This window comes from Sandaracinobacter sp. (genome assembly GCF_041909755.1).
Classification (GTDB): domain Bacteria; phylum Pseudomonadota; class Alphaproteobacteria; order Sphingomonadales; family Sphingomonadaceae; genus Sandaracinobacteroides.
The window spans coordinates 34,763-58,227 of the sequence record NZ_JAYRCW010000003.1 but is presented as its reverse complement, the minus strand read 5'-3'; the positions used below and the strand labels follow the sequence as shown (position 1 = coordinate 58,227).

At 67.6% G+C, this 23,465-nt stretch carries 23 protein-coding genes; 8 read left to right on the top strand and 15 right to left on the bottom strand.

Features of this window, described 5'->3' with window-relative positions:
- Positions 1-6 precede the first annotated feature (6 nt).
- From ACE3O8_RS01100 to ACE3O8_RS01065, 8 genes are all read right to left on the bottom strand, one after another.
- A complete protein-coding gene (locus ACE3O8_RS01100) occupies positions 7-582 on the bottom strand; it encodes an SURF1 family protein (RefSeq protein ID WP_374385869.1) in 576 nt (191 codons plus the stop codon).
- 67 nt (positions 583-649) lie between these two features.
- Entirely contained in the window at positions 650-1,477 is an 828-nt protein-coding gene (locus ACE3O8_RS01095) for a cytochrome c oxidase subunit 3 (protein ID WP_374385867.1), read from the bottom strand.
- 63 nt (positions 1,478-1,540) lie between these two features.
- Positions 1,541-2,167: a cytochrome c oxidase assembly protein gene (locus ACE3O8_RS01090; protein ID WP_374385865.1), complete on the bottom strand. Its 627-nt coding sequence runs from the start codon at positions 2,165-2,167 to the stop codon at positions 1,541-1,543.
- Positions 2,164-2,295, bottom strand: coding sequence for a hypothetical protein (locus tag ACE3O8_RS01085; protein WP_374385863.1), 132 nt, complete (start codon positions 2,293-2,295; stop codon positions 2,164-2,166). Before ACE3O8_RS01085 ends, ACE3O8_RS01090 begins: the two co-directional genes overlap by 4 nt.
- A complete protein-coding gene (locus ACE3O8_RS01080) occupies positions 2,292-3,218 on the bottom strand; it encodes a heme o synthase (RefSeq protein WP_374385861.1) in 927 nt (308 codons plus the stop codon). The genes ACE3O8_RS01085 and ACE3O8_RS01080 overlap by 4 nt, the downstream gene beginning before the upstream one ends.
- A gap of 7 nt (positions 3,219-3,225) precedes the next feature.
- Positions 3,226-4,893 carry a cytochrome c oxidase subunit I gene (gene ctaD, locus ACE3O8_RS01075; protein ID WP_374385859.1) on the bottom strand — a complete coding sequence of 556 codons (1,668 nt, stop codon included), beginning with the start codon at positions 4,891-4,893 and terminating at the stop codon, positions 3,226-3,228.
- Positions 4,894-4,907: 14 nt separating this feature from the next.
- Complete coding sequence (gene coxB / locus ACE3O8_RS01070) at positions 4,908-6,038, bottom strand: cytochrome c oxidase subunit II (protein ID WP_374385857.1); 1,131 nt, start codon at positions 6,036-6,038, stop codon at positions 4,908-4,910.
- A gap of 127 nt (positions 6,039-6,165) precedes the next feature.
- Entirely contained in the window at positions 6,166-6,987 is an 822-nt protein-coding gene (locus tag ACE3O8_RS01065) for a crotonase/enoyl-CoA hydratase family protein (protein WP_374385855.1), read from the bottom strand.
- 45 nt (positions 6,988-7,032) lie between these two features.
- On the opposite strand from ACE3O8_RS01065, the gene ACE3O8_RS01060 reads away from it, so the two are divergent.
- Positions 7,033-7,491: a (2Fe-2S)-binding protein gene (locus ACE3O8_RS01060; protein WP_374385853.1), complete on the top strand. Its 459-nt coding sequence runs from the start codon at positions 7,033-7,035 to the stop codon at positions 7,489-7,491.
- A 38-nt stretch (positions 7,492-7,529) separates the two neighbouring features.
- The gene (locus ACE3O8_RS01055) at positions 7,530-8,474 is read left to right on the top strand and encodes an alpha/beta hydrolase family protein (protein ID WP_374385851.1); all 945 of its coding nucleotides are present in this window, start codon (positions 7,530-7,532) and stop codon (positions 8,472-8,474) included.
- A gap of 4 nt (positions 8,475-8,478) precedes the next feature.
- Here ACE3O8_RS01055 and ilvD read toward each other — a convergent pair whose 3' ends face one another.
- Positions 8,479-10,194, bottom strand: coding sequence for a dihydroxy-acid dehydratase (gene ilvD, locus ACE3O8_RS01050; RefSeq protein ID WP_374385849.1), 1,716 nt, complete (start codon positions 10,192-10,194; stop codon positions 8,479-8,481).
- Between the two features lie 133 nt (positions 10,195-10,327).
- Positions 10,328-11,326: an aldo/keto reductase gene (locus ACE3O8_RS01045; RefSeq protein ID WP_374385847.1), complete on the bottom strand. Its 999-nt coding sequence runs from the start codon at positions 11,324-11,326 to the stop codon at positions 10,328-10,330.
- Positions 11,327-11,385: 59 nt separating this feature from the next.
- Between ACE3O8_RS01045 and glmM the strand changes: the two genes are divergently transcribed.
- The 5 genes from glmM (at position 11,386) to ACE3O8_RS01020 (ending at position 18,127) form a co-directional block, all read left to right on the top strand.
- Positions 11,386-12,720 carry a phosphoglucosamine mutase gene (gene glmM / locus ACE3O8_RS01040; protein WP_374385845.1) on the top strand — a complete coding sequence of 445 codons (1,335 nt, stop codon included), beginning with the start codon at positions 11,386-11,388 and terminating at the stop codon, positions 12,718-12,720.
- Complete coding sequence (gene thiD, locus ACE3O8_RS01035) at positions 12,717-13,868, top strand: bifunctional hydroxymethylpyrimidine kinase/phosphomethylpyrimidine kinase (protein ID WP_374385843.1); 1,152 nt, start codon at positions 12,717-12,719, stop codon at positions 13,866-13,868. Before glmM ends, thiD begins: the two co-directional genes overlap by 4 nt.
- A 26-nt stretch (positions 13,869-13,894) precedes the next feature.
- Positions 13,895-14,467: a ribonuclease HII gene (locus ACE3O8_RS01030; protein ID WP_374385891.1), complete on the top strand. Its 573-nt coding sequence runs from the start codon at positions 13,895-13,897 to the stop codon at positions 14,465-14,467.
- Between the two features lie 219 nt (positions 14,468-14,686).
- The gene (locus ACE3O8_RS01025) at positions 14,687-15,727 is read left to right on the top strand and encodes a site-specific DNA-methyltransferase (RefSeq protein WP_374385889.1); all 1,041 of its coding nucleotides are present in this window, start codon (positions 14,687-14,689) and stop codon (positions 15,725-15,727) included.
- A 297-nt stretch (positions 15,728-16,024) separates the two neighbouring features.
- Positions 16,025-18,127 carry a TonB-dependent receptor gene (locus ACE3O8_RS01020; protein ID WP_374385841.1) on the top strand — a complete coding sequence of 701 codons (2,103 nt, stop codon included), beginning with the start codon at positions 16,025-16,027 and terminating at the stop codon, positions 18,125-18,127.
- A 13-nt stretch (positions 18,128-18,140) separates the two neighbouring features.
- Here ACE3O8_RS01020 and ACE3O8_RS01015 read toward each other — a convergent pair whose 3' ends face one another.
- Positions 18,141-18,602 carry a hypothetical protein gene (locus ACE3O8_RS01015; protein WP_374385839.1) on the bottom strand — a complete coding sequence of 154 codons (462 nt, stop codon included), beginning with the start codon at positions 18,600-18,602 and terminating at the stop codon, positions 18,141-18,143.
- A gap of 86 nt (positions 18,603-18,688) precedes the next feature.
- Here ACE3O8_RS01015 and ACE3O8_RS01010 point away from each other — a divergent pair, with 86 nt between their 5' ends.
- Positions 18,689-19,252 (top strand): toll/interleukin-1 receptor domain-containing protein, encoded by a 564-nt coding sequence (locus tag ACE3O8_RS01010; RefSeq protein WP_374385836.1) that lies wholly within the window; start codon positions 18,689-18,691, stop codon positions 19,250-19,252.
- Between the two features lie 22 nt (positions 19,253-19,274).
- Here the strand turns inward: ACE3O8_RS01010 and ACE3O8_RS01005 are convergent, their stop codons facing one another.
- The 4 genes from ACE3O8_RS01005 to ACE3O8_RS00990 form a co-directional block, all read right to left on the bottom strand.
- On the bottom strand, positions 19,275-20,747 hold the full coding sequence (locus ACE3O8_RS01005) for a DEAD/DEAH box helicase (protein WP_374385834.1): 1,473 nt from the start codon (positions 20,745-20,747) through the stop codon (positions 19,275-19,277).
- A gap of 317 nt (positions 20,748-21,064) precedes the next feature.
- Positions 21,065-22,648 (bottom strand): amino acid permease, encoded by a 1,584-nt coding sequence (locus ACE3O8_RS01000; protein WP_374385831.1) that lies wholly within the window; start codon positions 22,646-22,648, stop codon positions 21,065-21,067.
- Between the two features lie 110 nt (positions 22,649-22,758).
- Positions 22,759-23,142: a histidine triad nucleotide-binding protein gene (locus ACE3O8_RS00995; RefSeq protein WP_374385829.1), complete on the bottom strand. Its 384-nt coding sequence runs from the start codon at positions 23,140-23,142 to the stop codon at positions 22,759-22,761.
- A complete protein-coding gene (locus ACE3O8_RS00990; RefSeq protein WP_374385826.1) occupies positions 23,139-23,459 on the bottom strand; it encodes a phosphoribosyl-ATP diphosphatase in 321 nt (106 codons plus the stop codon). The genes ACE3O8_RS00995 and ACE3O8_RS00990 overlap by 4 nt, the downstream gene beginning before the upstream one ends.
- Positions 23,460-23,465 lie beyond the last annotated feature (6 nt).

The following is a 23,465-nucleotide window of genomic DNA, read 5'->3' as shown; positions in this document are numbered from 1 at the left end:
TGGCGGTTAGGCCTGAGGCGGCCTTTGTGCAACCCAGCGGCGCAGCCACAGGCCATAGATGACGAGCAGGATGCCGGCGAAGCTGAACCACTGGATCGCATAGAGCCGGTGGTTGTTGGGGATCGTTTCCGGCCCCGGCGGCGCGGAGGGGAGGAGTGGCGGTTCCGCCGCTTCCAGCACCAGCGCAAGCCCCAGCCCGCCATCCGGACCCGTCGGGACGATCATGCCGCCGACGGCGCCGGAAGGCGGGGTTGCGGCAGCCGCCGAATCCGCGCGGGGGCCCCAGCCGGCGTTGACGAGCAGCGGCGCCCCATCCGACGTGCAGGGAAAGAAGACGGAATAGCCAGAGGCACCCTCGAGGTTGCGCCCCGCCTTTTCCACCGCGGGGCCGTCGCAGCTGACATCCAGCCGGGCCTTGCGGAACAGCAGATCCTGCCGGCCGGCATCGGGCTGGAAGCGGGTGACGGGCGGAAGGGCGCTGTTCCGTTCCAGCTGGGCCAGCACCTGTTCCTTCCAGTGCATGCGGCTGATCTGCCACAGGCCCAGCGCGACGAGGATCGGCAGCGCCAGCGCGACCGTCATCGTCGGAAGAACGGGAAAGCCCCGGCGGTTTCCCGCCGGGGCCTTGCCGGTGTTCAGAGGGGAAGGATCAGTGGCCGGCGCCAACGGCGGCCCCGAAGTTCGAACCCCAGATGTAGATCGTCAGGAACAGGAACAGCCAGACGACATCGACGAAGTGCCAGTACCAGGCAGCCGCTTCGAAGCCGAAATGCTGCTTCGGCGTGAAATCGCCGAGGTAGGCGCGCCACAGGCAGACGGCGAGGAAGATGGTGCCCACGATCACGTGGAAGCCGTGGAACCCCGTCGCCATGTAGAAGGTGGCGCCATAGATGTTGCCGGAGAAGCCGAAGGTGGCGTGGCTGTATTCATAGGCCTGCAGCATCGAGAAGAGGACGCCAAGCCCGATGGTGAGCCAGAGGCCCTGTTTGAACGCCTTCCGGTCGCCGTGGATGAGGGCGTGGTGCGCCCAGGTGATGGTGGTGCCCGACAGCAGCAGGATCAGCGTGTTCAGCAGCGGATAGACGAAGGGGTCGAGCGGCTCGATCCCCTTGGGCGGCCAGACGCCGCCGATAACCTCTGCCGAAGAGGGGTAGAGCGCGGCCGAGAAGAAGGCCCAGAACCAGGCGACGAAGAACATCACTTCGGACGCGATGAACAGGATCATCCCATAGCGGTGATGCAGCTGCACGACCGGGGTGTGATCGCCGGCGTTCGCTTCGTCGCGCACGTCGGAAAACCAGAAGAAGAAGGTGGCGAGCACGCCCGCAAGGCCGAGCGCCGCAACCCAGACACCCCAGGCCTGGTCATGCCACCAGAACACCGAGCCGCCGAGCATGACCATCGCGGAGATGGCGCCCATCAGCGGCCAGGGGCTGGGGGGCAGGATATGGAAATCGTGGTTCTTCGCGGAAGCCATGTCTCTCACCTGAACTTTCGTTTTGTCGGCCCTAGCCCGCCGGGGCGGGGGAGGGCAAGATTTCTAGCGCGTCTTTGCGGCGATTTCCGAGGATCCCGTGGCATAGATGCCGGGCGCCTTCGTCGGCTGCTCCACGGGATAGAAGCTGTAGGACAGGGTGATCTCGTCGATGTCCTTCGCATCCGGGTCGTCCAGGATGGCGGGATCGACATAAAAGACGACGGGCATGTCCACCGTCTGCCCGGGCGCAAGTGTCTGCTCGTTGAAGCAGAAGCACTGGATCTTGGCGAAATACTGCCCGGCGGCGGCCGGGGTCACGTTGAAGGTGGCGCTGCCCGTGGTCGGGCCGGATGCCGAGGAACTGGCGCGATAGAAGGCCATGTTCTGTTCGCCGATCTTCACGTCCACCGGCCCCTGCGCGGGGGCGAACTGCCAGGGCAATCCGCCCCGGACATTGCCGTCGAAGCGGACCTTGATGGTGCGGCCATGCAGCGCCTTCAGCTGATCGGCGCCGGGGGCCGAGGCGGCATCGACCTTCATCGTCGTGCCGCCGAAGCCGGTGACCTGACAAAAGACGCGATAGAGCGGCACCGACGCATAGGCGAGGCCCGCCATGCCGAGCGCGATGGCCCCTGCGGTGAGCGCGGTGCGCAGGTGTCGGCGGTCCGGCTGCTGGATCGTGCCTGTCATTGCACCATCCGCGACACTGTGATGCCATAGAACAGGAAGGCGAAGGCCCCCAGCACCAGGCCGATCATCAGGTTGCGCCGGCGGCGGCGGGCGAGGAAGGCCTTTTCCTCTTCAGGGGTCCAGCTCATGCGAGGCTCCGGTCCGCGACGAGGGCGGCAAAAATGGCGGCGAGATAGAAGAGCGAGAATTTGAACAGCGCCTTTTCCGCGGCCATGTCGGCTGGTTCTTCCGTGCGGCTGGCGGCGACGCGTGCGGCCAGCACCACGAAGACCAGGCTGAGCAGCACGGCCGACAGGCCATAGACGGCGCCCAGCAGGCCCAGCGGCCAGGGCGCGATCGCAACTGCGGCCAGCACGAAACTGTAGATCAGGATCTGGCGGCGCGTTTCGCGGATTCCATGGGTGACGGGCAGCATCGGGATCCCGGCGTTGGCGTAATCGATGCGCACGAACAGCGCGAGCGCCCAGAAATGCGGCGGTGTCCAGGCGAAGATGATCGCGAACAGCAGCAGCGGCAGCGCGGTGACATCGCCTGTCACGGCGGCCCAGCCGATGATCGGCGGGAAGGCCCCGGCCGCGCCGCCGATCACGATGTTCTGCGGGGTGCGGGGTTTCAGCCAGATCGTATAGACGACGGCATAGAAGAAGATGGAGAAGGCGAGCCAGCCGGCCGCGACCCAGTTGGTGGCGAAGCCCAGCGTTACGACCGAGGCGACCGACAGGATTACCGCGAAGGCAAGCGCGTCATCGCCGTGCAGCCGGCCCGAGGGCAGCGGCCGCGCCCGGGTGCGCTTCATCACCGCGTCGATGTCCGCTTCCCACCATTGATTGAAGGCAGCGGCGGCGCCCGCGCCGACGGCGATGCACAGGATCGCCACGAAGGCGAGGAAGGGCGGCAGGCTACCCGGCGCCGCGAACAGGCCGCAGGCGCCGGTGAACACCACCAGAGTCATAACCCGGGGTTTCAGCAGCGACCAATAGTCGCGCCAGTCCGAGTGAGAAAGGGCGCCTGTCGGCGCCCTTTCGGTTTCGAGATCGGGCGTGAGTGCCATTCCCGCCTCAGTGCGAGCCCTTCATGTTCCGCAGATCGGGAAGCGTCTCGAACTGGTGGAACGGGGGCGGGGAAGACAGCGTCCACTCAAGCGTGGTGGCGCCTTCGCCCCAGGGGTTGGCGGCCGCCTTGCGGCCCGCGAACAGCGACCAGAAGACGTTGATGAAGAACACCACCATGCCGGCCAGCATGATCGCATAGCCCCAGGACGCGATGTTGTTCCAGTAGGCGAAGGCTTCCGGATAGTCCGGGATGCGGCGCGGCATGCCGTCCTGGCCCAGGAAGTGCATCGGGAAGAACAGCACGTTCACGCCGATGAAGAAGATCCAGAAGTGCAGCTTGCCCAGGAACTCGTTGTAGTTCCGGCCCCACATCTTGCCGAACCAGTAGTAGAAGCCCGCGAACAGGCCGAACACCGCGCCCAGCGACAGCACATAGTGGAAGTGGGCGACGACATAATAGGTGTCGTGCATGTAAGTGTCCACGCCGCCGTTCGAGAGGACGACGCCGGTGACGCCGCCGACGGTGAACATGAAGATGAAGCCGATGGCCCACAGCATGGGCGTCTCGAAGCTGAGCTTGCCGCCCCACATGGTGGCGATCCACGAGAAGATCTTGATGCCGGTGGGCACCGCGATGATCATCGTGGCGGCGGTGAAGTACATCTTGGTGTTCACGGACAGGCCGACGGTGAACATGTGGTGCGCCCACACGACAAAGCCGACGAAGCCGATGGCGACCATGGCATAGGCCATGCCCAGATAGCCGAAGACGGGCTTGCGGCTGAAGGTGGAGAGAACCTGGCTGACGATGCCGAAGGCCGGCAGGATCATGATGTACACTTCGGGATGGCCGAAGAACCAGAACAGGTGCTGATAGAGGATCGGATCACCGCCGCCGGCGGGATCGAAGAAGGTGGTGCCGAAGTTGCGGTCCGTCAGCAGCATGGTGATGGCGCCGGCCAGCACGGGCAGCGACAGCAGCAGCAGGAAGGCGGTGACCAGCACGGACCAGACGAACAGCGGCATCTTGTGTAGCGTCATGCCCGGCGCGCGCATGTTGAAGATGGTGGTGATGAAGTTGATCGCGCCCAGGATCGAGGCAGCGCCGGCGAGGTGCAGCGAGAAGATCGCGAGATCGACCGCCGGCCCGGGGTGGCCCGAGGTGGAGAGCGGGGGATAGACCGTCCAGCCCGTGCCCGCGCCGTCGAAGCCCGCCGGGCCCGGCACGAACATGGAGACGCCCAGCAGCACGAAGGCCACCGTCGTCAGCCAGTAGGAGACGTTGTTCATCCGCGGGAAGGCCATGTCGGGCGCGCCGATCATGATGGGGACGAACCAGTTGCCGAAGCCGCCGATGACGGCGGGCATCACCATGAAGAACACCATGATGAGGCCGTGGCCGGTGATGAACACGTTCCACAGGTGATAGGCGGCGTCGATGTTGCCCTTGGTGAACCAGGGCAGCACCTGCATGCCGGGGTTCGCAAGTTCCCACCGCATGAAGCCGGACAGCGCGCCGCCGACGATCCCCGCGAAGATCGCGAAGATCAGGTAGAGCGTGCCGATGTCCTTGTGGTTGGTGGACAGGAACCAGCGGGCGAAGAAGCCCGGCTTGTGGTCGTGATCGTCGTGCGCGTGATGATCGTCATGCGCGTGAAGTGCGTGGGTGGCCATCTGGCGTGTCCTTCTCAGGCGGCGGGCGCTGCGGGCGCAGCTGCCGGAGCTTCGGTGGTGATCTGGGGGGCGGCAGCAGGCGCGACCGCCGCGCGGACGGCGCCGGCGACCTGCGCCGGGGTCAGCGCGACCTTTTCGGCCGCGATGCCGGGACCCGTCGGCTCGATGCCGTCGGCGGCCTGCTTCATGCGCACCCAGCGCTTGAAATCCTCTTCCGACAGCACTTCGATCGCGATGGGCATGAAGCCATGCTTGGTGCCGCAGAGTTCCGAGCACTGGCCGTAATAGACGCCGGGGCGATCCACCTTGAACCAGGCTTCGTTGATGCGGCCGGGCACGGCATCCATCTTCACCCAGAAGCTGGGCAGCGCGAAGCTGTGCAGGACGTCGGCGGCGGTGATCAGCACCTTCACCGTCTTGCCCGCGGGCACGACAAGGCGGTTGTCCACGTCGAGGAGATAGGGTTCGCCTGCCTTGGCGGCCTCATCCTTGGAAAGCGGCACGGAATCAAAGCTGATCCCGCCGAAATCCGGATATTCATAGCCCCAATACCATTGATAGCCCGTCACCTTCACGGTGACGTCGGCCTTGGGCGGGCTGTATTGGTTGGCGAGCAGCCGGAAGCTGGGGAAGGCGACCGCCAGCAGGATCAGCGCGGGCACCAGCGTCCAGATCACCTCGATGGTGAAATTGTGGGTGGTGGTGCTGGGCGTTTCCACCGCCGCAGAGCGGTAGCGCAGGGCAACCCAGGCCAGCAGGCCCAGAACCACCAGCGAAATCACGCCGATGATCGGGTTCAGGATCTTTTCCAGCAGGAACTTGGCTTCCTGCCCGATCGGGGTGAACTGGTCCTGGATGGCGATGCCGGCCGGAACCGGCTGGCCGACGCCGGGCGTGGGCTTGGTGCGGGTGTAGCCGGCCAGCGCATCGTTCTGCGCGGCGGCATGGGCGGCGCCGGCCTCGGTGACGGCCACGGCGGCTGCTGTCGGTGCGGCTGCGACGGCCGCCACTGGGGCAGCGGCGACGGCAGGCGCGGCATCCTGCGCGCCCGGCGCATCCGCCATCTGTGCACTGGCCGTGCCGGCCATCATCAGAGCCGCGGCAATGGCGGCACCCTTCAGGCCCGAAGGCCAACCCTTTTTCATTCCCTAATCCTCTGGTTCCGGGATTCTCGACGTCAAGTTGGGGCCATACCGGAGGGGAACGGGCACGACAAGAAGCTGTGAACCCGTGCGACGATCAACCCCGGTCGGCAGCAGGCAGGGGGGCGGATCAGGCGGCGAGATCGTCGAACTTCGCCTCGCCCGCCTTGGTGAGCTGGGCGGCGACGGCCCGGCGCATGTCCTCGCCCTGAAGCATCGCGGCATTCCACACCGCCACATAGTCGAGCCCCTGCTCGATCGTCATGTCGCGGCCCGCGTTCAGCACCTGCTTGATCCCCGTGATGGCGAGCGGGCTCTTCGCCGCAATCTCCCTTGCGAGCGCCAGCGCGCCCTCCACGGTTTCCTCGTGGCTTTGGAAGCAGCGGTTCAGGAATCCCTGTGCCATCGCCTCGTCCGCCTTCCAGCGCCGCCCGGTATAGGCCAGCTCGCGCACCAGCCCCTGCGGCAGCAGCAGGGGAATTCGCTGAAGCGTGCCGACGTCGGCGACGATGGCGATGTTCACTTCCTGGATGGTGAAGAAGCAGTCCGCGCTGCCGACGCGGATGTCGCAGGCGGTGATCAGGTCCACGCCGCCGCCGATGCAGCCGCCCTGGATGGCTGCGATCACGGGCACGCGGCAGCGATCCACTACGCTGATCGTTTCCTGCATGTGCTTCACATGGCGGCGGAAAGCTTCGCGCGCGCGGCCCGCATCGGCATGCGGCGCGGGCATCGAGGTGGCCGCCCAGTTCAGATCGAGCCCGGCGGTGAAGTGGCGGCCGGTGGACGACAGCACAACGGCCCGGATCGCCGGGTTCGAATCGATCTCGGCGAACACGCGGGGAATCTCGTCCCAGAAGTCGCCGTTCATGGTGTTCAGCGCCTCTGGCCGGTTCAGCCGCACATGGGCCACATGCTCTTCGACAGAATAGGCGATCGTGGCGTAGGTCATCGCGGCTGCTTCCCTCTTGCGCTGCTGTCAGCTATCGCAGGCGGCATGACCCGCTTCACCGTGAACGGCAACCCCACACAATATGAGCTGGCGGCCGACACCCCTCTGCTGTGGGCGCTGCGCGAAGCCTCCAACCTGACGGGCACGAAGTTCGGCTGCGGTGCCGGGCTGTGCGGGGCCTGCACCGTGCATGTGGACGGCGTGGCCCAGCGCAGCTGCCAGGTGCCGATCGGCACCATCGAGGGCACCTTCGTCACCACGATCGAGGGGCTGTCGGATGCGCGCGATCATCCGGTTCAGACGGCCTGGCTGGAACAGCAGGTGCCGCAGTGCGGATTCTGCCAGTCCGGCATGATCATGGCGGCGGCGGCGCTGCTGAAGGCGAACCCGAACCCCAGCCGCGCCGACATCCGCGCCGCGATCAGCAACATCTGCCGCTGCGGCACCTATCCGCGGGTGGAGGCGGCGATCCTGCGCGCCGCGGAAATCGCCCGCGGCAGCTGACGCGGGGGATGCGCGGCCGGGGCCGCGTAGAACCCTGCATGAAAGCTGCACTCGCCCTTGCCGCGCTGATGGCCGCGGCCCCCTCGCTCGCCGCGCCGGTCTGCGACGGCATCCTGCCCGATCCCAAGCGGGGGCGGGACATTCCCGTTCGCGTGCGGATGCCGGAAGGCGGGGCCGGCAAGGCGCCGGTCATTCTGTTCTCGCACGGGCTGGGCGGCTCGGTAGAGGCCGGCACGGCCTTTGCGAAGGCCTGGGCGAAGGCGGGGTTCCTGGTGATCCATGTGCAGCATCCCGGGTCCGATACCGGTGTCTGGAAGGGCAGCGGCAATCCGAAACAGGCGCTGACGGGGGCTGCGAACGGCCGGCAGCTGATGGCGCGCGTGGCGGACATGGGGCGGGCGGCGGACGCCGTGCAGGCGGGAACCCGGGTGGGCGCCTGCAATCTGGCCACCGGCGACATCGCCCGGCTGGGCGCGGCCGGGCACAGTTTCGGTGCGCACACCGTGCTGGCGCTGGCCGGGCAGAGCTTTGGGCCGATGGGTGCCCGCGGGCGGGACCCGCGCATCCGGGCCGTCGCCGCCCTGTCACCCATCGCGCCGCGCAACGACGCCGCAAAGGCCCCGGCCGCATTCGGCGGCATCGCCATTCCGGTGCTGGCCGCGACCGGCAGCGAGGATGGCTCCCCCTTCGCCAATGGCAAGAGCCTCGCCGAAATCACGGCGGCGCGTGCCGCCGTCTTCACCGCGCTTCCGCCGAGCCGGACGGGCAAGGCAAGCGTCGGCCTGTGGCTGGAGGGCGCGGACCATGGCGCCTTTTCCGGCGGCGGCGGGCGTGCCGGCGGCTCGCCGAATGCCCATGCCACTGCGGTCGTTTCCGCCGCGACGACCGCCTTCTTCACCGCCAACCTCGGCGGCAACGGCAGGCCCGACCTGGCCGCCGCCCGCAGCCTGCTGGCCCCCGGAGACCGGCTGAGCCAGCGCTGAGGCTTCAGATGTCCGCGTAGGTGAAGCGCTCTGCCTTGCCGCCGGGGTGGGTGACCGCGCCCAGAGAGGCAGGTCCGACCGTCCGGCTGTAGCGATAGAGCGCGCCGGACTGGTAATCGTTGGTGCGCGGCTTCCAGCCCGCGCGGCGGGCGGCGAGCGTGGCGTCGTCCACCAGCAGATCGATGGTGCCGGTTTCGGCGTCGATGCGGATCCTGTCGCCGTTCTCGATGAGGGCGATGGGGCCGCCCTCGGCCGCTTCCGGCCCGACATGGCCGATGCAGAAGCCGCGCGTCGCGCCGGAGAAGCGGCCGTCGGTGATGAGGGCGACATGCTCCCCCATGCCCTGCCCATAAAGGGCGGCGGTGGTGGACAGCATTTCCCGCATGCCGGGCCCGCCCCTGGGGCCTTCATAGCGGATGACGAGGACTTCGCCCTTTTCATAGAGCCGCTTCTCGACCGCCTCGAAGCAATCCTCCTCGCAGTCGAACACGCGGGCCGGGCCTTCGAAGACCAGCTTGTGCAGGCCCGCCACCTTCACGATGGCGCCGTCGGGCGCAAGGCTGCCCTTCAGCCCGATCACGCCGCCGGTTGGGGTGATGGGGTTGTCGATGGGGCGGATCACGTCCTGGTCGGGGTTCCAGCGGATCTCTGCCAGATTTTCGGCGAGCGTCTTGCCGGTGACGGTGAGGCAGTCGCCATGGAGGTAGCCACCATCCAGCAGCGTCTTCATCGCCATGTAGATGCCGCCGGCTGCGTGCATGTCTTTCGCGACATAGCGGCCGCCGGGCTTCAGATCGGCGATGTAGGGCGTGGTGCGGAAGATTTCGGCCACGTCGAACAGCGTGAATTCGATCCCGGCCTCATGCGCCATGGCGGGCAGGTGCAGCGCGGCGTTGGTGGAGCCGCCTGTCGCGGCGACGACGCGCGCGGCATTTTCGAACGCCTTGCGCGTGCAGATGTCGCGCGGGCGGATGTTCTTTTCCAGCATGTGCATCACCGCACGCCCGGCGGCGCGGGCGATGTCCTCCCGGCTCTCATAGGGGGCGGGCGCCATGTTGCTGTTCGGCAGCGACAGGCCAATGGCTTCGGCCACGCACGCCATGGTGTTGGCGGTGAACTGGCCGCCGCAGGCGCCATGGCCGGGGCAGGCCACCTTTTCCAGCGCGATCAGCTCCTGCAGCGGGCAGGTGCCCGCCGCGTGCTGGCCAACGGCCTCGAACACGTCCACCACCGTCACGTCCTTGCCGTGGAAGCGGCCCGGCAGGATGGAGCCGCCATAGACGAACACGGACGGCACGTTGAGGCGCAGCATCGCCATCATCATGCCCGGCAGGGATTTGTCGCAGCCCGCAAAGCCGACGAGCGCGTCATAGCAGTGGCCGCGCACCGACAGCTCCACCGAATCAGCGATCACCTCGCGCGAAACAAGGCTGGCCTTCATGCCCTGGTGGCCCATGGCGATGCCGTCGGTGACGGTGATGGTGTTGAAGCGGCGCGGCATGCCGCCACCTTCCTCAACGCCTTCACGGCAGATGTCGGCCTGAAGGTCCAGCGTGGTGTTGCAGGGCGCGCTGTCGTTCCCCGCCGACGCGATGCCGACGAACGGCCGGGCGATTTCCTCCTCCGTCAGCCCCATCGCATAATAATAGCTGCGGTGCGGGGCCTTGGACGGCCCGACCGAGACATGGCGGCTGGGCAGCTTCGATTTGTCGAACGGCATTGAAAAACTCCGGGTGGTCGCGTCGGGGGTGTCGGCGGGCGGGTTAGGCCCTGCCGAGGCGGTGCGTCAACGGCAAAAAGTTGCGCATGGAATAAAACAAGCGCAATAAAATAACGAACACGAACGGATCGCGCTAGATGCGCACCATTCTCATCATTGCCGGATTGCCATAGCGTTCGCCGGCCGTGCTGCCCACCGGCGCGGCGGCATCCAGTTCGGCAAGATCTGCCGCTGTCAGCTTCAGGCTGGCGGCGCCTGCGCTGTCCTCCAGCGTGGCGCGGCGCTTGCAGCCGGGAATCGGCACCACGTCCGGTCCCTGCGCCAGCAGCCAGGCGATGGCGACCTGCGCGGCGGTCGCCTGATGCCGGTCGGCGACGGCCTTCACCACCGCGACGGCCTTCATGTTCGCGTCGAAATTCGCGCCCTGATAGCGCGGGTCGTGCTTGCGATAGTCGCTGTCGGGCAGCTCCTCGGCGCGCTTGGCTGTACCGGCCAGGAAGCCGCGGCCCAGCGGCGAATAGGGCACGAAGCCGATGCCCAGTTCGCGCACCAGCGGAATGATGTCCGGCTCGGCGGTGCGTTCCCACAGCGACCATTCAGATTGCAGCGCGTCGATCGGGTGGGTGGCGTGCGCCCGGCGGATGGTTTCGGGCCCTGCCTCGGACAGGCCGATGGCGCGGATCTTCCCCTCGCGCTTCAGGTCGGCCAGCGTGCCGACGACATCCTCGATCGGCACCTTCGGATCGACGCGGTGCTGGTAGAACAGGTCGATATGATCTGTCCGCAGGCGCTTGCATGCGGCTTCGCAGACGGCGCGGATATGATCCGGGCGGCTGTTCACGCCGACCGAGCGGCCGTCGACGATGTCGAAGCCGAACTTGGTGGCAATGATCGCCTTGTCGCGCCGGTCGGCCAGCGCTTCGCCCAGCAGCTCCTCGTTGGCGAAGGGGCCATAGACTTCGGCCGTATCCAGGAAATCGATGCCGATCTCCAGCGCGCGGTGCAGGGTGGCGATCGCCTCTGCCCGGTCCACCGCGCCATACATGGCCGCCATGCCGTTCACGCCCGCCATGCCCATGCAGCCCAGCCCGATGGCCGAGACCTGAAGTGAACCGAGTGTCCTGCGTTCCATGCTTGCCTCCCGTTCGGAACAGGGCCTATCTGCCCGCCAAGTAGGAAGCGAGGACGCCGATGGCAAAGCGCTATTTCGGAACCGACGGCATCCGGGGGGCAGCCAATGGCCCGAAGATGACCCCGGAACTGGCGATGAAGGTGGGGCAGGCGGCGGGCACGCTGTTCCTGGACGGGCCGACCAAGCACCGGGTGCTGATCGGCAAGGACACGCGGCTTTCAGGCTATATGCTGGAACAGGCGCTGACGGCGGGCTTCACCAGCGTGGGCATGGACGTGGTGCAGGTGGGGCCGATGCCCACGCCCGCCGTCGCGATGCTCACGCGGGAGATGCGGGCGGATATCGGCGTGATGCTGTCGGCCAGCCACAATCCCTTCCACGACAACGGGATCAAGCTGTTCGGCCCCGACGGCTACAAGCTGACGGACGCGCAGGAGGAAGCGATCGAGGCGCTGATCGACAGCGGCGTGCCCCGGGTGGACGGCGACCGCATCGGGCGGGCGCGGCGGATCGACGATGCGCGCGGGCGCTACATCCATGCGGTCAAGTCCAGCGTTCCGGATGGTGTGCGGCTGGACGGGCTGAAGCTGGTGCTGGATTGCGCCAATGGCGCGGCCTATCGCGTGGCGCCCGAGGCCCTGTGGGAACTGGGCGCAGAGCTGGTGTCGATCGGCGTCAGCCCGGACGGGGTGAACATCAATGCGGGCTGCGGCTCCACCCACCCGCAGCAGCTGGCAGCAAAGGTGGTGGAAACCGGCGCGGACATCGGCCTTGCGCTCGACGGCGACGCCGACCGGCTGATCGTGGTGGATGAAACCGGCCGCATCATCGACGGCGACCAGATCATGGGCGTGATCGCCCGCCAGCTGCACATGGCCGGCAAGCTGAAGGGCGGCGCGCTGGTGACGACGGTGATGTCCAACATCGGGCTGGAAAAGTTCCTGGAAGGCCTGGGGATCGGCATGATCCGCACCGCCGTGGGGGACCGGCATGTGCTGGAGGCGATGCGGGAACGGGGCTGCAATCTGGGCGGCGAACAATCCGGGCACATCATCCTGTCGGACCATGCCACCACCGGCGACGGGCTGCTGGCGGGTCTGCAGTTGCTGAGCCTGCTTGTGGCGGACGGGCGCAAGGCAAGCGAGGTGCTGACCTGCTTCACCCCCTGGCCGCAGCTGCTGAAGAATGTGCGGCAGGAACCGAAAGTGCTTGAGACGGATTCGGTGAAGGCGGCGATCGCGGCCGCCGAACGGGCGCTGGAGGGGCGGGGCCGCCTGCTGGTGCGGAAATCCGGCACCGAGCCGCTGATCCGGGTGATGGCGGAAGGCCAGGACGAGGCGCTGGTGCAGCGCACGGTGGACTCCGTGTGCGAGGCCGTCGCGCGGGCCGCATGATTCCCCGGGTTCTGATCATCGCCGGCTCGGATTCCGGGGGCGGCGCGGGCATCCAGGCCGACATCAAGACGGTGACGATGCTGGGCGGCTATGCGGCTACCGCCGTGACGGCGATCACCGTTCAGAACACGCTGGGGGTTTCCGCTGTGCATCCGGTGCCGCCGGAGATTGTGGGCGCGCAGATCCGCGCCGTGCTGGACGACATCGGCGCGGATGCGATCAAGATCGGGATGCTGGGGGACGTGGCCACGATCGACGCCGTGGCGGACGCGCTGGCGGGGGTGACGGTGCCCATCGTGCTGGATCCGGTGATGGTGGCGAAGGGCGGCTCCGCGCTGCTGGCGGAAGAGGCCGTGGGTGCGTTGCTGGCGCGGTTGCTGCCGAAGGCGGCGGTGATCACGCCCAATGTGCCCGAGCTGACGGTTCTGACGGGCACGGGAATCGCGGACGAGGCCGACATGCTGCTGGCGGCGCAGGAACTGGCCGGCGACGGGGCGGTTTCGGTGCTGGCGAAGGGCGGGCATCTGGAGGGCGACACGGTCGCCGACTGGCTGGTCACGCGAAACGGCCAGCAGCGCTTCGAAGGCGCGCGGATCGAAACGCGCCACACCCATGGCACCGGCTGCACGCTGGCCAGCGCGATTGCCTGCGCGCTGGCGGCCGGGCTGCCGCTGGCCGATGCGGTGGAGCGGGCGCGCCGATTCGTTGTGACGGCGCTGCAGGAAGCGCCGGGGCTGGGGAAGGGCCATGGGCCGATGGGGCATCAGGCGGTCCGGCTGGATGTGGGGCTGGAGCAGGCGGGCACGTCCGGGCGGCTGAACCAGATCACAGTTTCCGCGCGCGATTACCGGGCTTCGGTGGAATTCTATCGCGCGTTGGGGCTGACGCAGATCGTCGATGCGCCGCCGCGCTATGCCCGGTTCGAGGCCGGGGGCGGGGCGACGCTGTCCATTCACGCGGCCGGGGAACCGGGCGCGACCGTCTATTTCGAGGCCGCCGATCTGGATTCGAGGGCCGCCGCGATGGGCGTTCCCGTGGTGGCGCAGAGCTGGGGCTGGCGGGAGGCGGAGCTGACCGATCCGGCCGGCAACCGGCTGATTTTGTTCGATGGTGGCACCAACCGCCGCTTCCCGCCCTGGCGGCTGTAGGCTGCCCGAATGAACCGGCGGCTCAAATCCTGATCGCCGGCGTCGACGAGGCCGGGCGCGGGCCGCTGGCGGGTCCGGTGGTGGCGGCCGCGGTGATCCTGTGCGACGGCGGCATCGCGGGCGTTGCCGACAGCAAGGCGTTGTCCGCGAAGAAGCGCGGGCTTCTGGCGGCCGAGATTCGGGCCAGCTGCCATGTGGGCGTGGGGCAGGCGAGCGTCGAGGAGATCGACCGGCTGAACATCCTGTGGGCCAGCATGCTGGCGATGCGGCGCGCGGTGGAGGCGCTGGTGGCCGGCTCCGGCCTTTCCCCCCGACTGGTGCTGGTGGATGGCAACCGCTGCCCGGACTGGAGCTGGCCTTCGCGCGCCATCATCGGCGGGGATGCCAGCGAACCGGCGATTTCGGCCGCCTCCATCATCGCCAAGGAGGTACGCGACGGGCTGATGCGCGGGTTGGCGGATGCCCATCCGGGCTACGGCTGGGAACGGAACATGGGCTATGGCACGGCGCAGCACCTGGCCGGAATCCGCGCGCTGGGGGTCACCCCGCACCACCGCCAGAGCTTCGCGCCGGTGAAAAACGCAAAAAGCGAAAATTGAGTCTTTTCGGCAACAGGCCCGATATCTGGTGGTTCGCGCCATGATCCGGACTCAAGGGATTGTGGCAAGCAGTGTTTGCGAGTCCCTTCCTCAAGACTCTGCTATAAATACATGACTTGACGACAGATTCCCTGAGACTCCAACCATAAGGCGTAAATGGTTCGAGAGGGGTTTCCGGTGGTTCGCGATCAGATCATCCTGGGGGACAGCATCGCAGAGATGGCGCGTCTGCCGGCGGAATCGGTGGATCTGATCTTTGCCGATCCTCCCTACAATCTTCAGCTCGGTGGCGACCTGACCCGGCCCGACGGCAGCCATGTGGACGCCGTGACAGACGCCTGGGACAAGTTCGGCAGCTTTGCCGATTACGATCGCTTCACCCGCGACTGGCTGGCCGCCGCGCACCGGGTGATGAAGCCCAACGCGGGGCTGTGGGTGATCGGCACCTACCACAATATCTTCCGTGTCGGCGCGATCCTGCAGGACCTCGGCTTCTGGGTGCTGAACGACATCGTGTGGCGCAAGGCGAACCCGATGCCCAACTTCAAGGGCACGCGCTTCACCAATGCGCATGAAACCCTGATCTGGGCCAGCAAGAGTCCGCGCGCCCGCCCGACCTTCAACTACAAGGCGATGAAGGCGCTGAACGAGGATCTGCAGATGCGCTCGGACTGGGTTCTGCCCATCTGTTCCGGGGCGGAGCGGGTGAAGGTGGACGGCGTGAAGGCGCACCCCACGCAGAAGCCCGAAGCGCTGCTGCACCGCATCCTGCTGGCGACGTCCAACGAAGGCGACGTCGTGCTGGACCCCTTCTTCGGCTCGGGCACCACCGGCGCGGTCGCGAAGCGGCTGGGCCGGCACTGGATCGGGATCGAGCGCGAACAGAAATATGCCCGCGTGGCCGAAGCGCGGATCGCCGCCGTCGAGCCGCTGCCCGCCGAGGACCGGGTGATCACCGGCGAAAGCCGCACGGCGCCGCGCGTGGCCTTCGGCCAACTGGTGGAAACCGGGATGCTCAGCCCCGGCGCTACGCTGACGGACCGGCAGCGCCGGCACCGGGCGCGGGTGCGCGCGGATGGCTCGCTGGCGCTGGAAGGCGGCCTGCAGAAGGGCAGGGCGGGCTCCATCCACCAGCTCGGCGCTGCCGTTCAGGGCCTTCCCAGCTGCAACGGCTGGACTTTCTGGCATGTTGAAACCGCCTCCCGCCTGGTCCCCCTGGACCAGATGCGAGAGGCCTATCGGGCACGAGCCGGGGCATAACCCGGCCGGACGTTCAGCCGGGGCCATGAGCCCCGGCGGGTCGCAAAATTGATGGGCGCACGGCCGGGCTTCTCCCCCTGTCGTGACGACTGCCCGGGGGCCGAACCCCCGGCGCCGGCATCTTCCGACTGCCGGTCGGCCCGACCTGCCGCTTCACCGCCCGGCCTTCTGCCGGGGCCTCACCCCCGCGCAGGCCGGGGCCGGGCGGTGAACGGCGCTGTGCAAGGGGCGTACATGGCTTGCATTGATATGTTGTAACATATACCACTCCGGCAAATCGTATCTGCCGGAGTCGCCATGCACCGCCTTGCCGCCCCCCTGCTGCTGTCCTGCGCCCTTGTGTCTGCCCCCCTTCGGGCAGAGGATGCGCCGCAGGATATTCATGATCCGGTCGGGCCCGACATCATCGTGACGGCAGCCTTCGCCCGCGACCGTTTCGCCCTGCCGACAGCGGTGGGCGTGCTGGAGGGGGAGGCGCTGTCGCGCAACATCCGCGGATCCATCGGGGAAACGCTCGCCCGGCAGCCCGGCGTTTCCGCCACCTTCTTCGGCCCCAACGCCTCCCGACCGATCCTGCGCGGCTTCGATGCGGAACGGGTGCGCATCCTGACAGACGGCATCGGCAGCTTCGATGTCTCCAATGCCTCGGCCGATCATGCGGTTGCCATCAATCCGCTGCTGGCGGATCGGGTGGAAGTGGTGCGCGGGCCGGCCGCGCTTCTCTATGGATCGGGCGCGATCGGTGGCGTGGTGAACGTGACGGACCGGCGCATCGCGCGCGAGATCCCCGAGGAATGGGCCCATGTGGAGGCCATGGGAACGCTGGCGAGCGCCGCGAAAGAGCGCAGCGCGGCCGCCTCCATCGACGTGCCGCTGGGACAGACCGGGCTCGTCGCCCACGCCGACGGCAGCTATCTGAAGACAGGCGACTATCGCGCGGGCGGCTATATCTTCTCGAAGGGGTTGCGCGAGGAAGCCGCGCATCAGGGCGGTGAAGTCGCCGAAGAAGCCGAGGCGCGCGGGCGGGTCGCCAACACCGATGCCCGCAGCTGGGAAGCGGCGGGCGGACTTTCCTGGATCGCGGACGGCGGCGGCAGCATGGGCGTCTCGCTGTCGCACACGCAGAGCAATTACGGCGTGCCCGGTACCCTGGACCTCTCGCACGACCATGATCACGACGATGACCATGACCATGGGGAAGACGGCGAAGACCATGGCCATTCGCATGAGGAGGTGCGGCTGGACATGCGGCAGACCCGCCTCGACGCGCGGGCGGCGGTGCCGATGTCCGGCGCCTTCGAGACGCTGAACGTCCGCTTCGGCTGGGCGGATTACCGGCATGACGAAGTGGAAAGCACCGGCGAGATCGGCACCAGCTTCTTCAACAACGCATTGGAGGCGCGGGCCGAACTGGTGCAACGCGACCGGGGCGGCTGGAAGGGCGCCTCGGGCATCCAGTTCATGACCCGCCGGTTCGAGGCGGTTGGCGAGGAAGCGGTCGTTCCGCTGAACATCACCGAGCAGCTGGGCCTGTTCACGGTACAGAATTTCGAACTCGGCATCCTGAATGTGGAGGTGGGCGGGCGCTTCGAACACAGCGATGTCCGCTCCGCGCCGATCGGCGTGTCGCGCAGCTTCGACGCCCTGTCTGGCTCGGTCGGCGGGTCGGTGCCGCTGGCCGAGGGGCTGCGGCTGGCGGCCAGCATCGCCTATACGGAGCGTGCGCCGGCAGCCGAGGAGCTGTTTTCCGATGGCCCGCACGCCGCGACCCGCAGCTACGAGATCGGCAACCCGGATCTCGCCAAGGAGCGCAGCATCGGTGTTGAGGCGGTGCTGCGCGGCCGGGGAGACGGCTGGCGGTTCGAACTGTCGGGCTTCTTCAACCGGTTCGAAAATTTCATCTATCTGAACCCAACGGGCGAAGAGGCAGACGAACTGCCGGTCTATGCCTATGCACAGGCGGGCGCCCGCTATTGGGGGATGGAGGCCGAAGGCGCCATGACGGTCGCGAGCTTCGGAGAGACCGACATCGACCTGACCGGCATGGCCGATTTCGTGCGCGCAGACATCCTGGGCGGCGGCGGCCCGGTGCCGCGCATCCCGCCGCTGCGGTTCATCGGCGGGGTAGAGGCCAATGGCGGCCGCTTCGGCGGCCGGCTGGAGGCCGAGCATGTGACCCGCGCCGACCGGGTGGCCGCGAACGAGAGTGAAACGCCCGCCTTCACGCTGGTGAACCTGTCCGCCAGCTGGCGCCCGTTCGGGGATGCGAGCCCGACGTCGCTGATCGCTTCGGTGAACAATCTGTTCGACGTCGAAGCCCGGCGCCATGCCAGCTTCCTGAAGGACTATGCGCCGCTGCCGGGCCGCGATTTCCGGCTGACGGCGCGCATCAGCTTCTAGGGCGGCGCTGGCGTCAGCCCTTGGGGCAGGCCTCGCGGAACTGCTGCAGCGTCTCTGCCGAAGGCGAGGGCGCGGTGCCGCGCCCCGCGAAACTGACGAGAACGAAGCGGCTCTGGCGGGTCATGCCGTCCAGGATGGCGGCCGGGTTGTCCAGCAGGCCGTCGACGCGGGTGCCGCCGGCGGGCAGCACGCGGCCGGTCGAGCCGATCACGATCTCGCGGTTGCCCTGGAACAGGCTGAGCCGGGTGGGAAATTCGCCCTCCGTCACGTTGCGCGGCGGCCGCCTTGTCCAGGTGGAAATGCTGGTGCCCTTGGCCGAGCAGTCAAGCCGGAAGGCGTTCGTCGTTTCGGGCTTGCCGAAAACGAGTGCGGCAGTGCCGTCTCCCTTGCTGACGGTCCAGCCGGACTGGGCGGACAGGGGAGCGGCGATCAGGGCGGCGGCAATCAGCGCGGCGGAAGGGGTCAGGGTTCGCATCGCGCGACCTTAGGCCGGGTGTGCGTGCGCCGCCAGTGTGAAAGCCGCTGTGGACGGACCGAGCCGATTTGCCCTAGCCTGCCGGCATGGCATCCAACGACATTGCATCCGCCGGGCGAAAGGCACCGGTCCGACTGTTTATTTCCTATGCCCGCGAAGACCGGGATGTGGTGGAGCGGCTGGCCCATGCCCTGGAAAAAGCGGGCTTCATCGTGTGGTGGGATGCCGCGCTCGAAGGCGGCCATCATTTCGCGGCAGAGATCGAACGCGAGCTGAACGCGGCGGAGGCCGTGATCGTGCTGTGGTCCGCCGTGTCGGTCAAATCCAACTGGGTGCTGGACGAGGCGATGCACGGCCGGGACCGGGGCTGTCTGATCCCCGTCCGGTTCGACGACACACCTCCGCCCTTGGGCTTCCGCCAGATCCAGACGATCGACCTCAACGAAGGCGACGAGGCGCAGGAGATCGAGGCAATTGGACGCGCAGTCGCCCGGATCCGGGGCTTGCCCGTGCAGGAGCCGGGCGTGCATCCGCGATCCACGCCGACAAGGCGGCGGGGCGAGCAGAGACCCGCGTGGGTTCCGTTAGCCTGGGCGCTGTTCGGAATGGTCTGGGCGCTGATCTTCTGGGGAATGGCCAGAAACGGCTGACCATTCCCCGAAAGAGCCCGGTTCAGCCGTGCGTTTGCGCGCGCGGGCCGCGCCCGCCGCCACCACCGCCACCGCCGCCACGACGACGGTTGCCGCCGGGGCGTCCGCCGCCCGGCTTGCGTTCGCCGCGCGCCGCGCCCGGATGCGCATGCGCGGCCCGGTCTTCGCCGCCCGCCGATTCAGCGCGGCCAGCCATGCCCTGCGGCTGCGGGCGTCCGCCGCTGCGCCGCCCGCCGCCGGGCCGTTCGCCGAACCGGCGCGGGGCGTTGCGATGGGTGCCGACTTCGCCGGACCGGGCATGGTCTTCGCGCTCCTGCCCCTTGCCGACCGGCATGGGCTTGGGCAGGCGGGCGGCTTCCTTCAGGAAGTTGTCCGGCAGGGGCAGCACATCCACCTTCTGCCGGGTCAGCTTCTCGATGTCCTTCAGATAGGGCTTCTCATCCGGCGCGCAGAAGCTGACGGCGACGCCGTCAAGGCCCGCGCGGGCGGTGCGGCCGATGCGGTGCACATATTGCTCCGGCACGTTCGGCAGCTCGAAGTTGATCACATGGCTGACGGCGTCGATGTCGATCCCGCGTGCGGCGATGTCGGTCGCCACCAGCACGCCGATCTCGCCGCGCTTGAAGGCGTCCAACGCGCGCTCGCGCTGCGGCTGGCTCTTGTTGCCGTGGATCGCGGCTGATCGGATGCCCGCGCCCGCCAGATGGCGCACCACACGGTCCGCGCCATGCTTGGTGCGGGTGAACACCAGGCACTTCGCGAATTCGGGCTGGCGCAGCGTCAGCGTCAGCAGCGCCTGCTTTTCCGCCTGGTTCAGGTGCGTCACATATTGGCGCACCTTTTCCGCCGTGGTGGCGACAGGGGTGACTTCCACCTTCACCGGGTTCACCAGATAGCGCCCCGCCAGATCGGCGATCGAGGCAGGCATGGTGGCCGAGAAGAACAGGCTCTGTCGCTGGCGCGGCAGGATCTGCGCGATGCGCTTCAGGGCGTGGATGAAGCCCAGGTCCAGCATCTGGTCGGCTTCGTCCAGCACCAGCACTTCCACCTGGTCCAGCAGGAGCGAGCGGCGGTCCACCAGGTCGAGCAGACGCCCGGGCGTCGCGACAAGCACGTCGGCGCCGGAAAACAGCTGCTTTTCCTGCCGCGGGATCGGCACGCCGCCGAACACCGTCAGCACCGTCAGCTTCAGGAAGCGGGCATAGGCGCGGAAGCTGTCGGCGATCTGCGTCGCCAGCTCGCGGGTGGGGGCCAGCACCAGCACGCGCGGCGCCATCTTCTTGCGCGGGGCGGGATTGCTGATGATGTAGTTCAGGATCGGCAGCGCGAAGGCCGCCGTCTTGCCGGTGCCCGTCTGTGCGATGCCCAGCAGATCATGCCCTTCCATGGCGGGCGGAATCGCCTGCTTCTGGATGGGGGTGGGGGTTTCATAGCCCTCTTCGGACAGGGCAACGAGGAGCGGCTGGGCGAGGCCCAGGCTTTCGAAAGTGGTCAAGTCTCGTCTTTCAAGTCTGACCCGCGCGCAGGTTCCGGATGGAACCGCGCTTGAGCCGGCCAGACATCCCGCGTGGCAGGAATGTCGTTCAGGAGTGCAGCGGCAAACCCGGGGTCGGTTCGGACGGATCCGATGCGATCACGCGCCCCGGCGACTGGGCTCCTCGCACGCCCGAGGATTCGGGCGGAGGCCATCGCTGCACTGCGGCATATAGGGCAGCAAGGCTGACATTGCAATGAACGCCCGCCACCAACGAAAAAGGGCCGGGGGATCGCCCCGGCCCTTCTTTTCGTCTGCCCGGGGTCTGCCCCCGGACGTCAGGCGTCCTTGCCGCCCGGTGTGTGGGCGCCCGGCATCGGAGCCACGGGCACCGGCGGGGCATCGGGATCATCCTCGTGCACGTCGATGATGCCGCGGCCCACATGGCTCTTGCGATAGCCATAGAGGTAATAGACCACGAGGCCGACGGCGCCCCAGACCGGCAGCACCATCTTCGCATCGAACGGCAGGTTCAGATACAGGCCGAAGGTGCCCAGGATGGCGAGCGGAGCCACGAGCCACACGGCGGGCGTGCGGAACGGCCGGTGGCGATCCGGCTGGGTGAAGCGCAGGATCAGCACCGAGATCGCCACCATGAAGAAGGCGAACAGCGTGCCCGAGTTGGAGATATCGGCCAGCTTGCCCACGGGCAGGAAGGCCGCGAACAGCGCAACCGCGACACCGGTTATCATCGTGACGATGTGCGGCGTCTTCCACTTGGGGTGGATGGAGGCAAGCTTTTCCGGCAGCAGCCCGTCGCGCGCCATCACGAAGAAGATGCGCGTCTGGCCGAACAGCATGATGAGGATGACGGACGGCAGCGCCAGGAACGCGGCGACGCCGATCAGGTCACCCACCCGCTGCCAGCCGATGGCGCGCAGCACATGGGCCAGCGCTTCGCGGCTGCACACCAGCGGTTCCGTCATGCCAGAGGCAACGATCGCCTGGCACTGGGCGGCGAGCGCAGGGGTGCCGGGGGCAAGGATCTCGCCGTTCGGGCCGCTGACAGGCTGGGCCCCGATCGCGCCGATCGCGCCGGCGGCCACCAGCAGATAGAAGACGGTGCAGATGGCAAGCGAGCCCATCAGGCCGATGGGCACGTTGCGCTGCGGGTTCTTGGTTTCTTCCGCTGCCGTCGAAACGGCGTCGAAGCCCACATAGGCGAAGAAGATGGAGGCGGCCGCCCCAACGACGCCAAGTCCGGCGCCATGGCCGGCACCGAACCAGCCGTTCGGCGTCATCGGCTGGAAGTTGGCGCCATTGATGACAGGCAGCGTCAGCACGATGAAGACGGTGAGCGCCGTCACCTTGATGGCGACGAGCACGGCGTTGACGCGTGCGCTTTCGGTGGTGCCGATCAGCAGCAGGCCCGTCACCAGCAGCGCGATCAGCAGCGCCGGCAGGTTCACCAGCCCGCCCGCATAGGGGCCCATCACCAGGTCTGTCGGCAAGGTGACGCCCCAGCTGCCCAGAAGGCCTACGAAATAGCCCGACCAGCCGACCGAAACGGCCGACGCGGCGACGGCATATTCCAGGATCAGCGCCCAGCCGACCATCCAGGCCAGCAGTTCGCCCATCACGGCGTAGGTGTAAGTATAGGCGGAGCCGGAGACCGGCACCATCGAGGCGATTTCGGAATAGCAGAGCGCGGCGACGGCACAGACGAGGCCGGCGACGACGAAGGCCCACATCATCCCCGGCCCGGCCTTCTGCGCCGCTTCGGAGGTGAGAACGAAGATGCCGGTCCCAATGATGGCGCCGACCCCCAGAAGGGTCAGCTGCCAGGCGCCGAGCGTGCGTTCGAGGGATTTCTTTTCAGCAGTTGCGAGAATGGCGTCGAGCGGCTTGATGCGCCAGGACATTCGGTTCCCTTCCTGAACCCCGCGGCACAGCGTCCGGCGGGTGAATTTATATGGCGGCGAACCTGTCCGTTCGCGGCGCTTCGGTCAAGAAGGTCAACGCACGGTTCGGCTCAGTCGTGGCGCACCAGCATCGGGCCCAGCGGCCGCCCGCCGAAGATATGCACATGCAGATGCGGCACTTCCTGGTGGCTGTCGGTTCCGGCGTTCACCAGCAGGCGATAGCCGGGCCCTTCCAGCCCCAGCTGGCGCGCCACCTCGCCCACGGACCGCCAGAAGCCGGCCTGAAACTCGGCCGGGGCCTTGGCAGAGAAATCCGCCATCGAAACATAGGCCGCCTTCGGAATCACCAGCACATGGACGGGAGCCTGCGGGTTGATGTCGTGGAAGGCGAAGGCGAACTCATTCTCGAACACGGGCTTCGCCGGGATTTCGCCGCGCAGGATGCGGGCGAAAATGTTGCCCTCGTCATAGGCTACGCCGTTCGTCACGCTCATGTCGCTCTCCCCGCCTTTTCCTCGATGCCCGACAGGCCCTCGCGCCGTTCCAGCTCCGCCAGCACGTCCGCCAGCGGGACACCGCGCTGGTTCAGCAGGATCAGCAGGTGGAACAGCAGGTCCGCCGCTTCGCCCACCAGCGCCGCATCATCTTCGGCAAGGGCGGCGATCACCGTCTCCACCGCTTCCTCGCCCAGCTTCTGCGCGATCTTCAGCCGGCCCTTCGCCAGCTGCTTCGCCACATAGCTGCTGTCCGCCTTGCCCTCTTTCGCGCGGGCGGCGATCACGTTTTCCAGCCGGTCCAGAACCTTGCTCATGCCCGC

Bases quoted from the DNA above. Each gene is read 5' to 3' on its own strand.
- ACE3O8_RS01000 (WP_374385831.1), bottom strand. From the start codon at position 22,648: ATGTCCTGGCGCATCAAGCCGCTCGACGCCATTCTCGCAACTGCTGAA.
- coxB (WP_374385857.1), bottom strand. From the start codon at position 6,038: ATGAAAAAGGGTTGGCCTTCGGGCCTGAAGGGTGCCGCCATTGCCGCG.
- ACE3O8_RS01025 (WP_374385889.1), top strand. From the start codon at position 14,687: ATGGCGCGTCTGCCGGCGGAATCGGTGGATCTGATCTTTGCCGATCCT.
- ACE3O8_RS01085 (WP_374385863.1), bottom strand. From the start codon at position 2,295: ATGAGCTGGACCCCTGAAGAGGAAAAGGCCTTCCTCGCCCGCCGCCGC.
- ACE3O8_RS00990 (WP_374385826.1), bottom strand. From the start codon at position 23,459: ATGAGCAAGGTTCTGGACCGGCTGGAAAACGTGATCGCCGCCCGCGCG.
- ACE3O8_RS01055 (WP_374385851.1), top strand. From the start codon at position 7,530: ATGAAAGCTGCACTCGCCCTTGCCGCGCTGATGGCCGCGGCCCCCTCG.
- ACE3O8_RS01080 (WP_374385861.1), bottom strand. From the start codon at position 3,218: ATGGCACTCACGCCCGATCTCGAAACCGAAAGGGCGCCGACAGGCGCC.
- ACE3O8_RS01020 (WP_374385841.1), top strand. From the start codon at position 16,025: ATGCACCGCCTTGCCGCCCCCCTGCTGCTGTCCTGCGCCCTTGTGTCT.
- ilvD (WP_374385849.1), bottom strand. From the start codon at position 10,194: ATGCCGTTCGACAAATCGAAGCTGCCCAGCCGCCATGTCTCGGTCGGG.
- glmM (WP_374385845.1), top strand. From the start codon at position 11,386: ATGGCAAAGCGCTATTTCGGAACCGACGGCATCCGGGGGGCAGCCAAT.
- ACE3O8_RS01065 (WP_374385855.1), bottom strand. From the start codon at position 6,987: ATGACCTACGCCACGATCGCCTATTCTGTCGAAGAGCATGTGGCCCAT.
- thiD (WP_374385843.1), top strand. From the start codon at position 12,717: ATGATTCCCCGGGTTCTGATCATCGCCGGCTCGGATTCCGGGGGCGGC.
- ctaD (WP_374385859.1), bottom strand. From the start codon at position 4,893: ATGGCCACCCACGCACTTCACGCGCATGACGATCATCACGCGCACGAC.
- ACE3O8_RS01090 (WP_374385865.1), bottom strand. From the start codon at position 2,167: ATGACAGGCACGATCCAGCAGCCGGACCGCCGACACCTGCGCACCGCG.
- ACE3O8_RS01100 (WP_374385869.1), bottom strand. From the start codon at position 582: ATGACGGTCGCGCTGGCGCTGCCGATCCTCGTCGCGCTGGGCCTGTGG.
- ACE3O8_RS00995 (WP_374385829.1), bottom strand. From the start codon at position 23,142: ATGAGCGTGACGAACGGCGTAGCCTATGACGAGGGCAACATTTTCGCC.
- ACE3O8_RS01045 (WP_374385847.1), bottom strand. From the start codon at position 11,326: ATGGAACGCAGGACACTCGGTTCACTTCAGGTCTCGGCCATCGGGCTG.
- ACE3O8_RS01095 (WP_374385867.1), bottom strand. From the start codon at position 1,477: ATGGCTTCCGCGAAGAACCACGATTTCCATATCCTGCCCCCCAGCCCC.
- ACE3O8_RS01010 (WP_374385836.1), top strand. From the start codon at position 18,689: ATGGCATCCAACGACATTGCATCCGCCGGGCGAAAGGCACCGGTCCGA.
- ACE3O8_RS01015 (WP_374385839.1), bottom strand. From the start codon at position 18,602: ATGCGAACCCTGACCCCTTCCGCCGCGCTGATTGCCGCCGCCCTGATC.
- ACE3O8_RS01060 (WP_374385853.1), top strand. From the start codon at position 7,033: ATGACCCGCTTCACCGTGAACGGCAACCCCACACAATATGAGCTGGCG.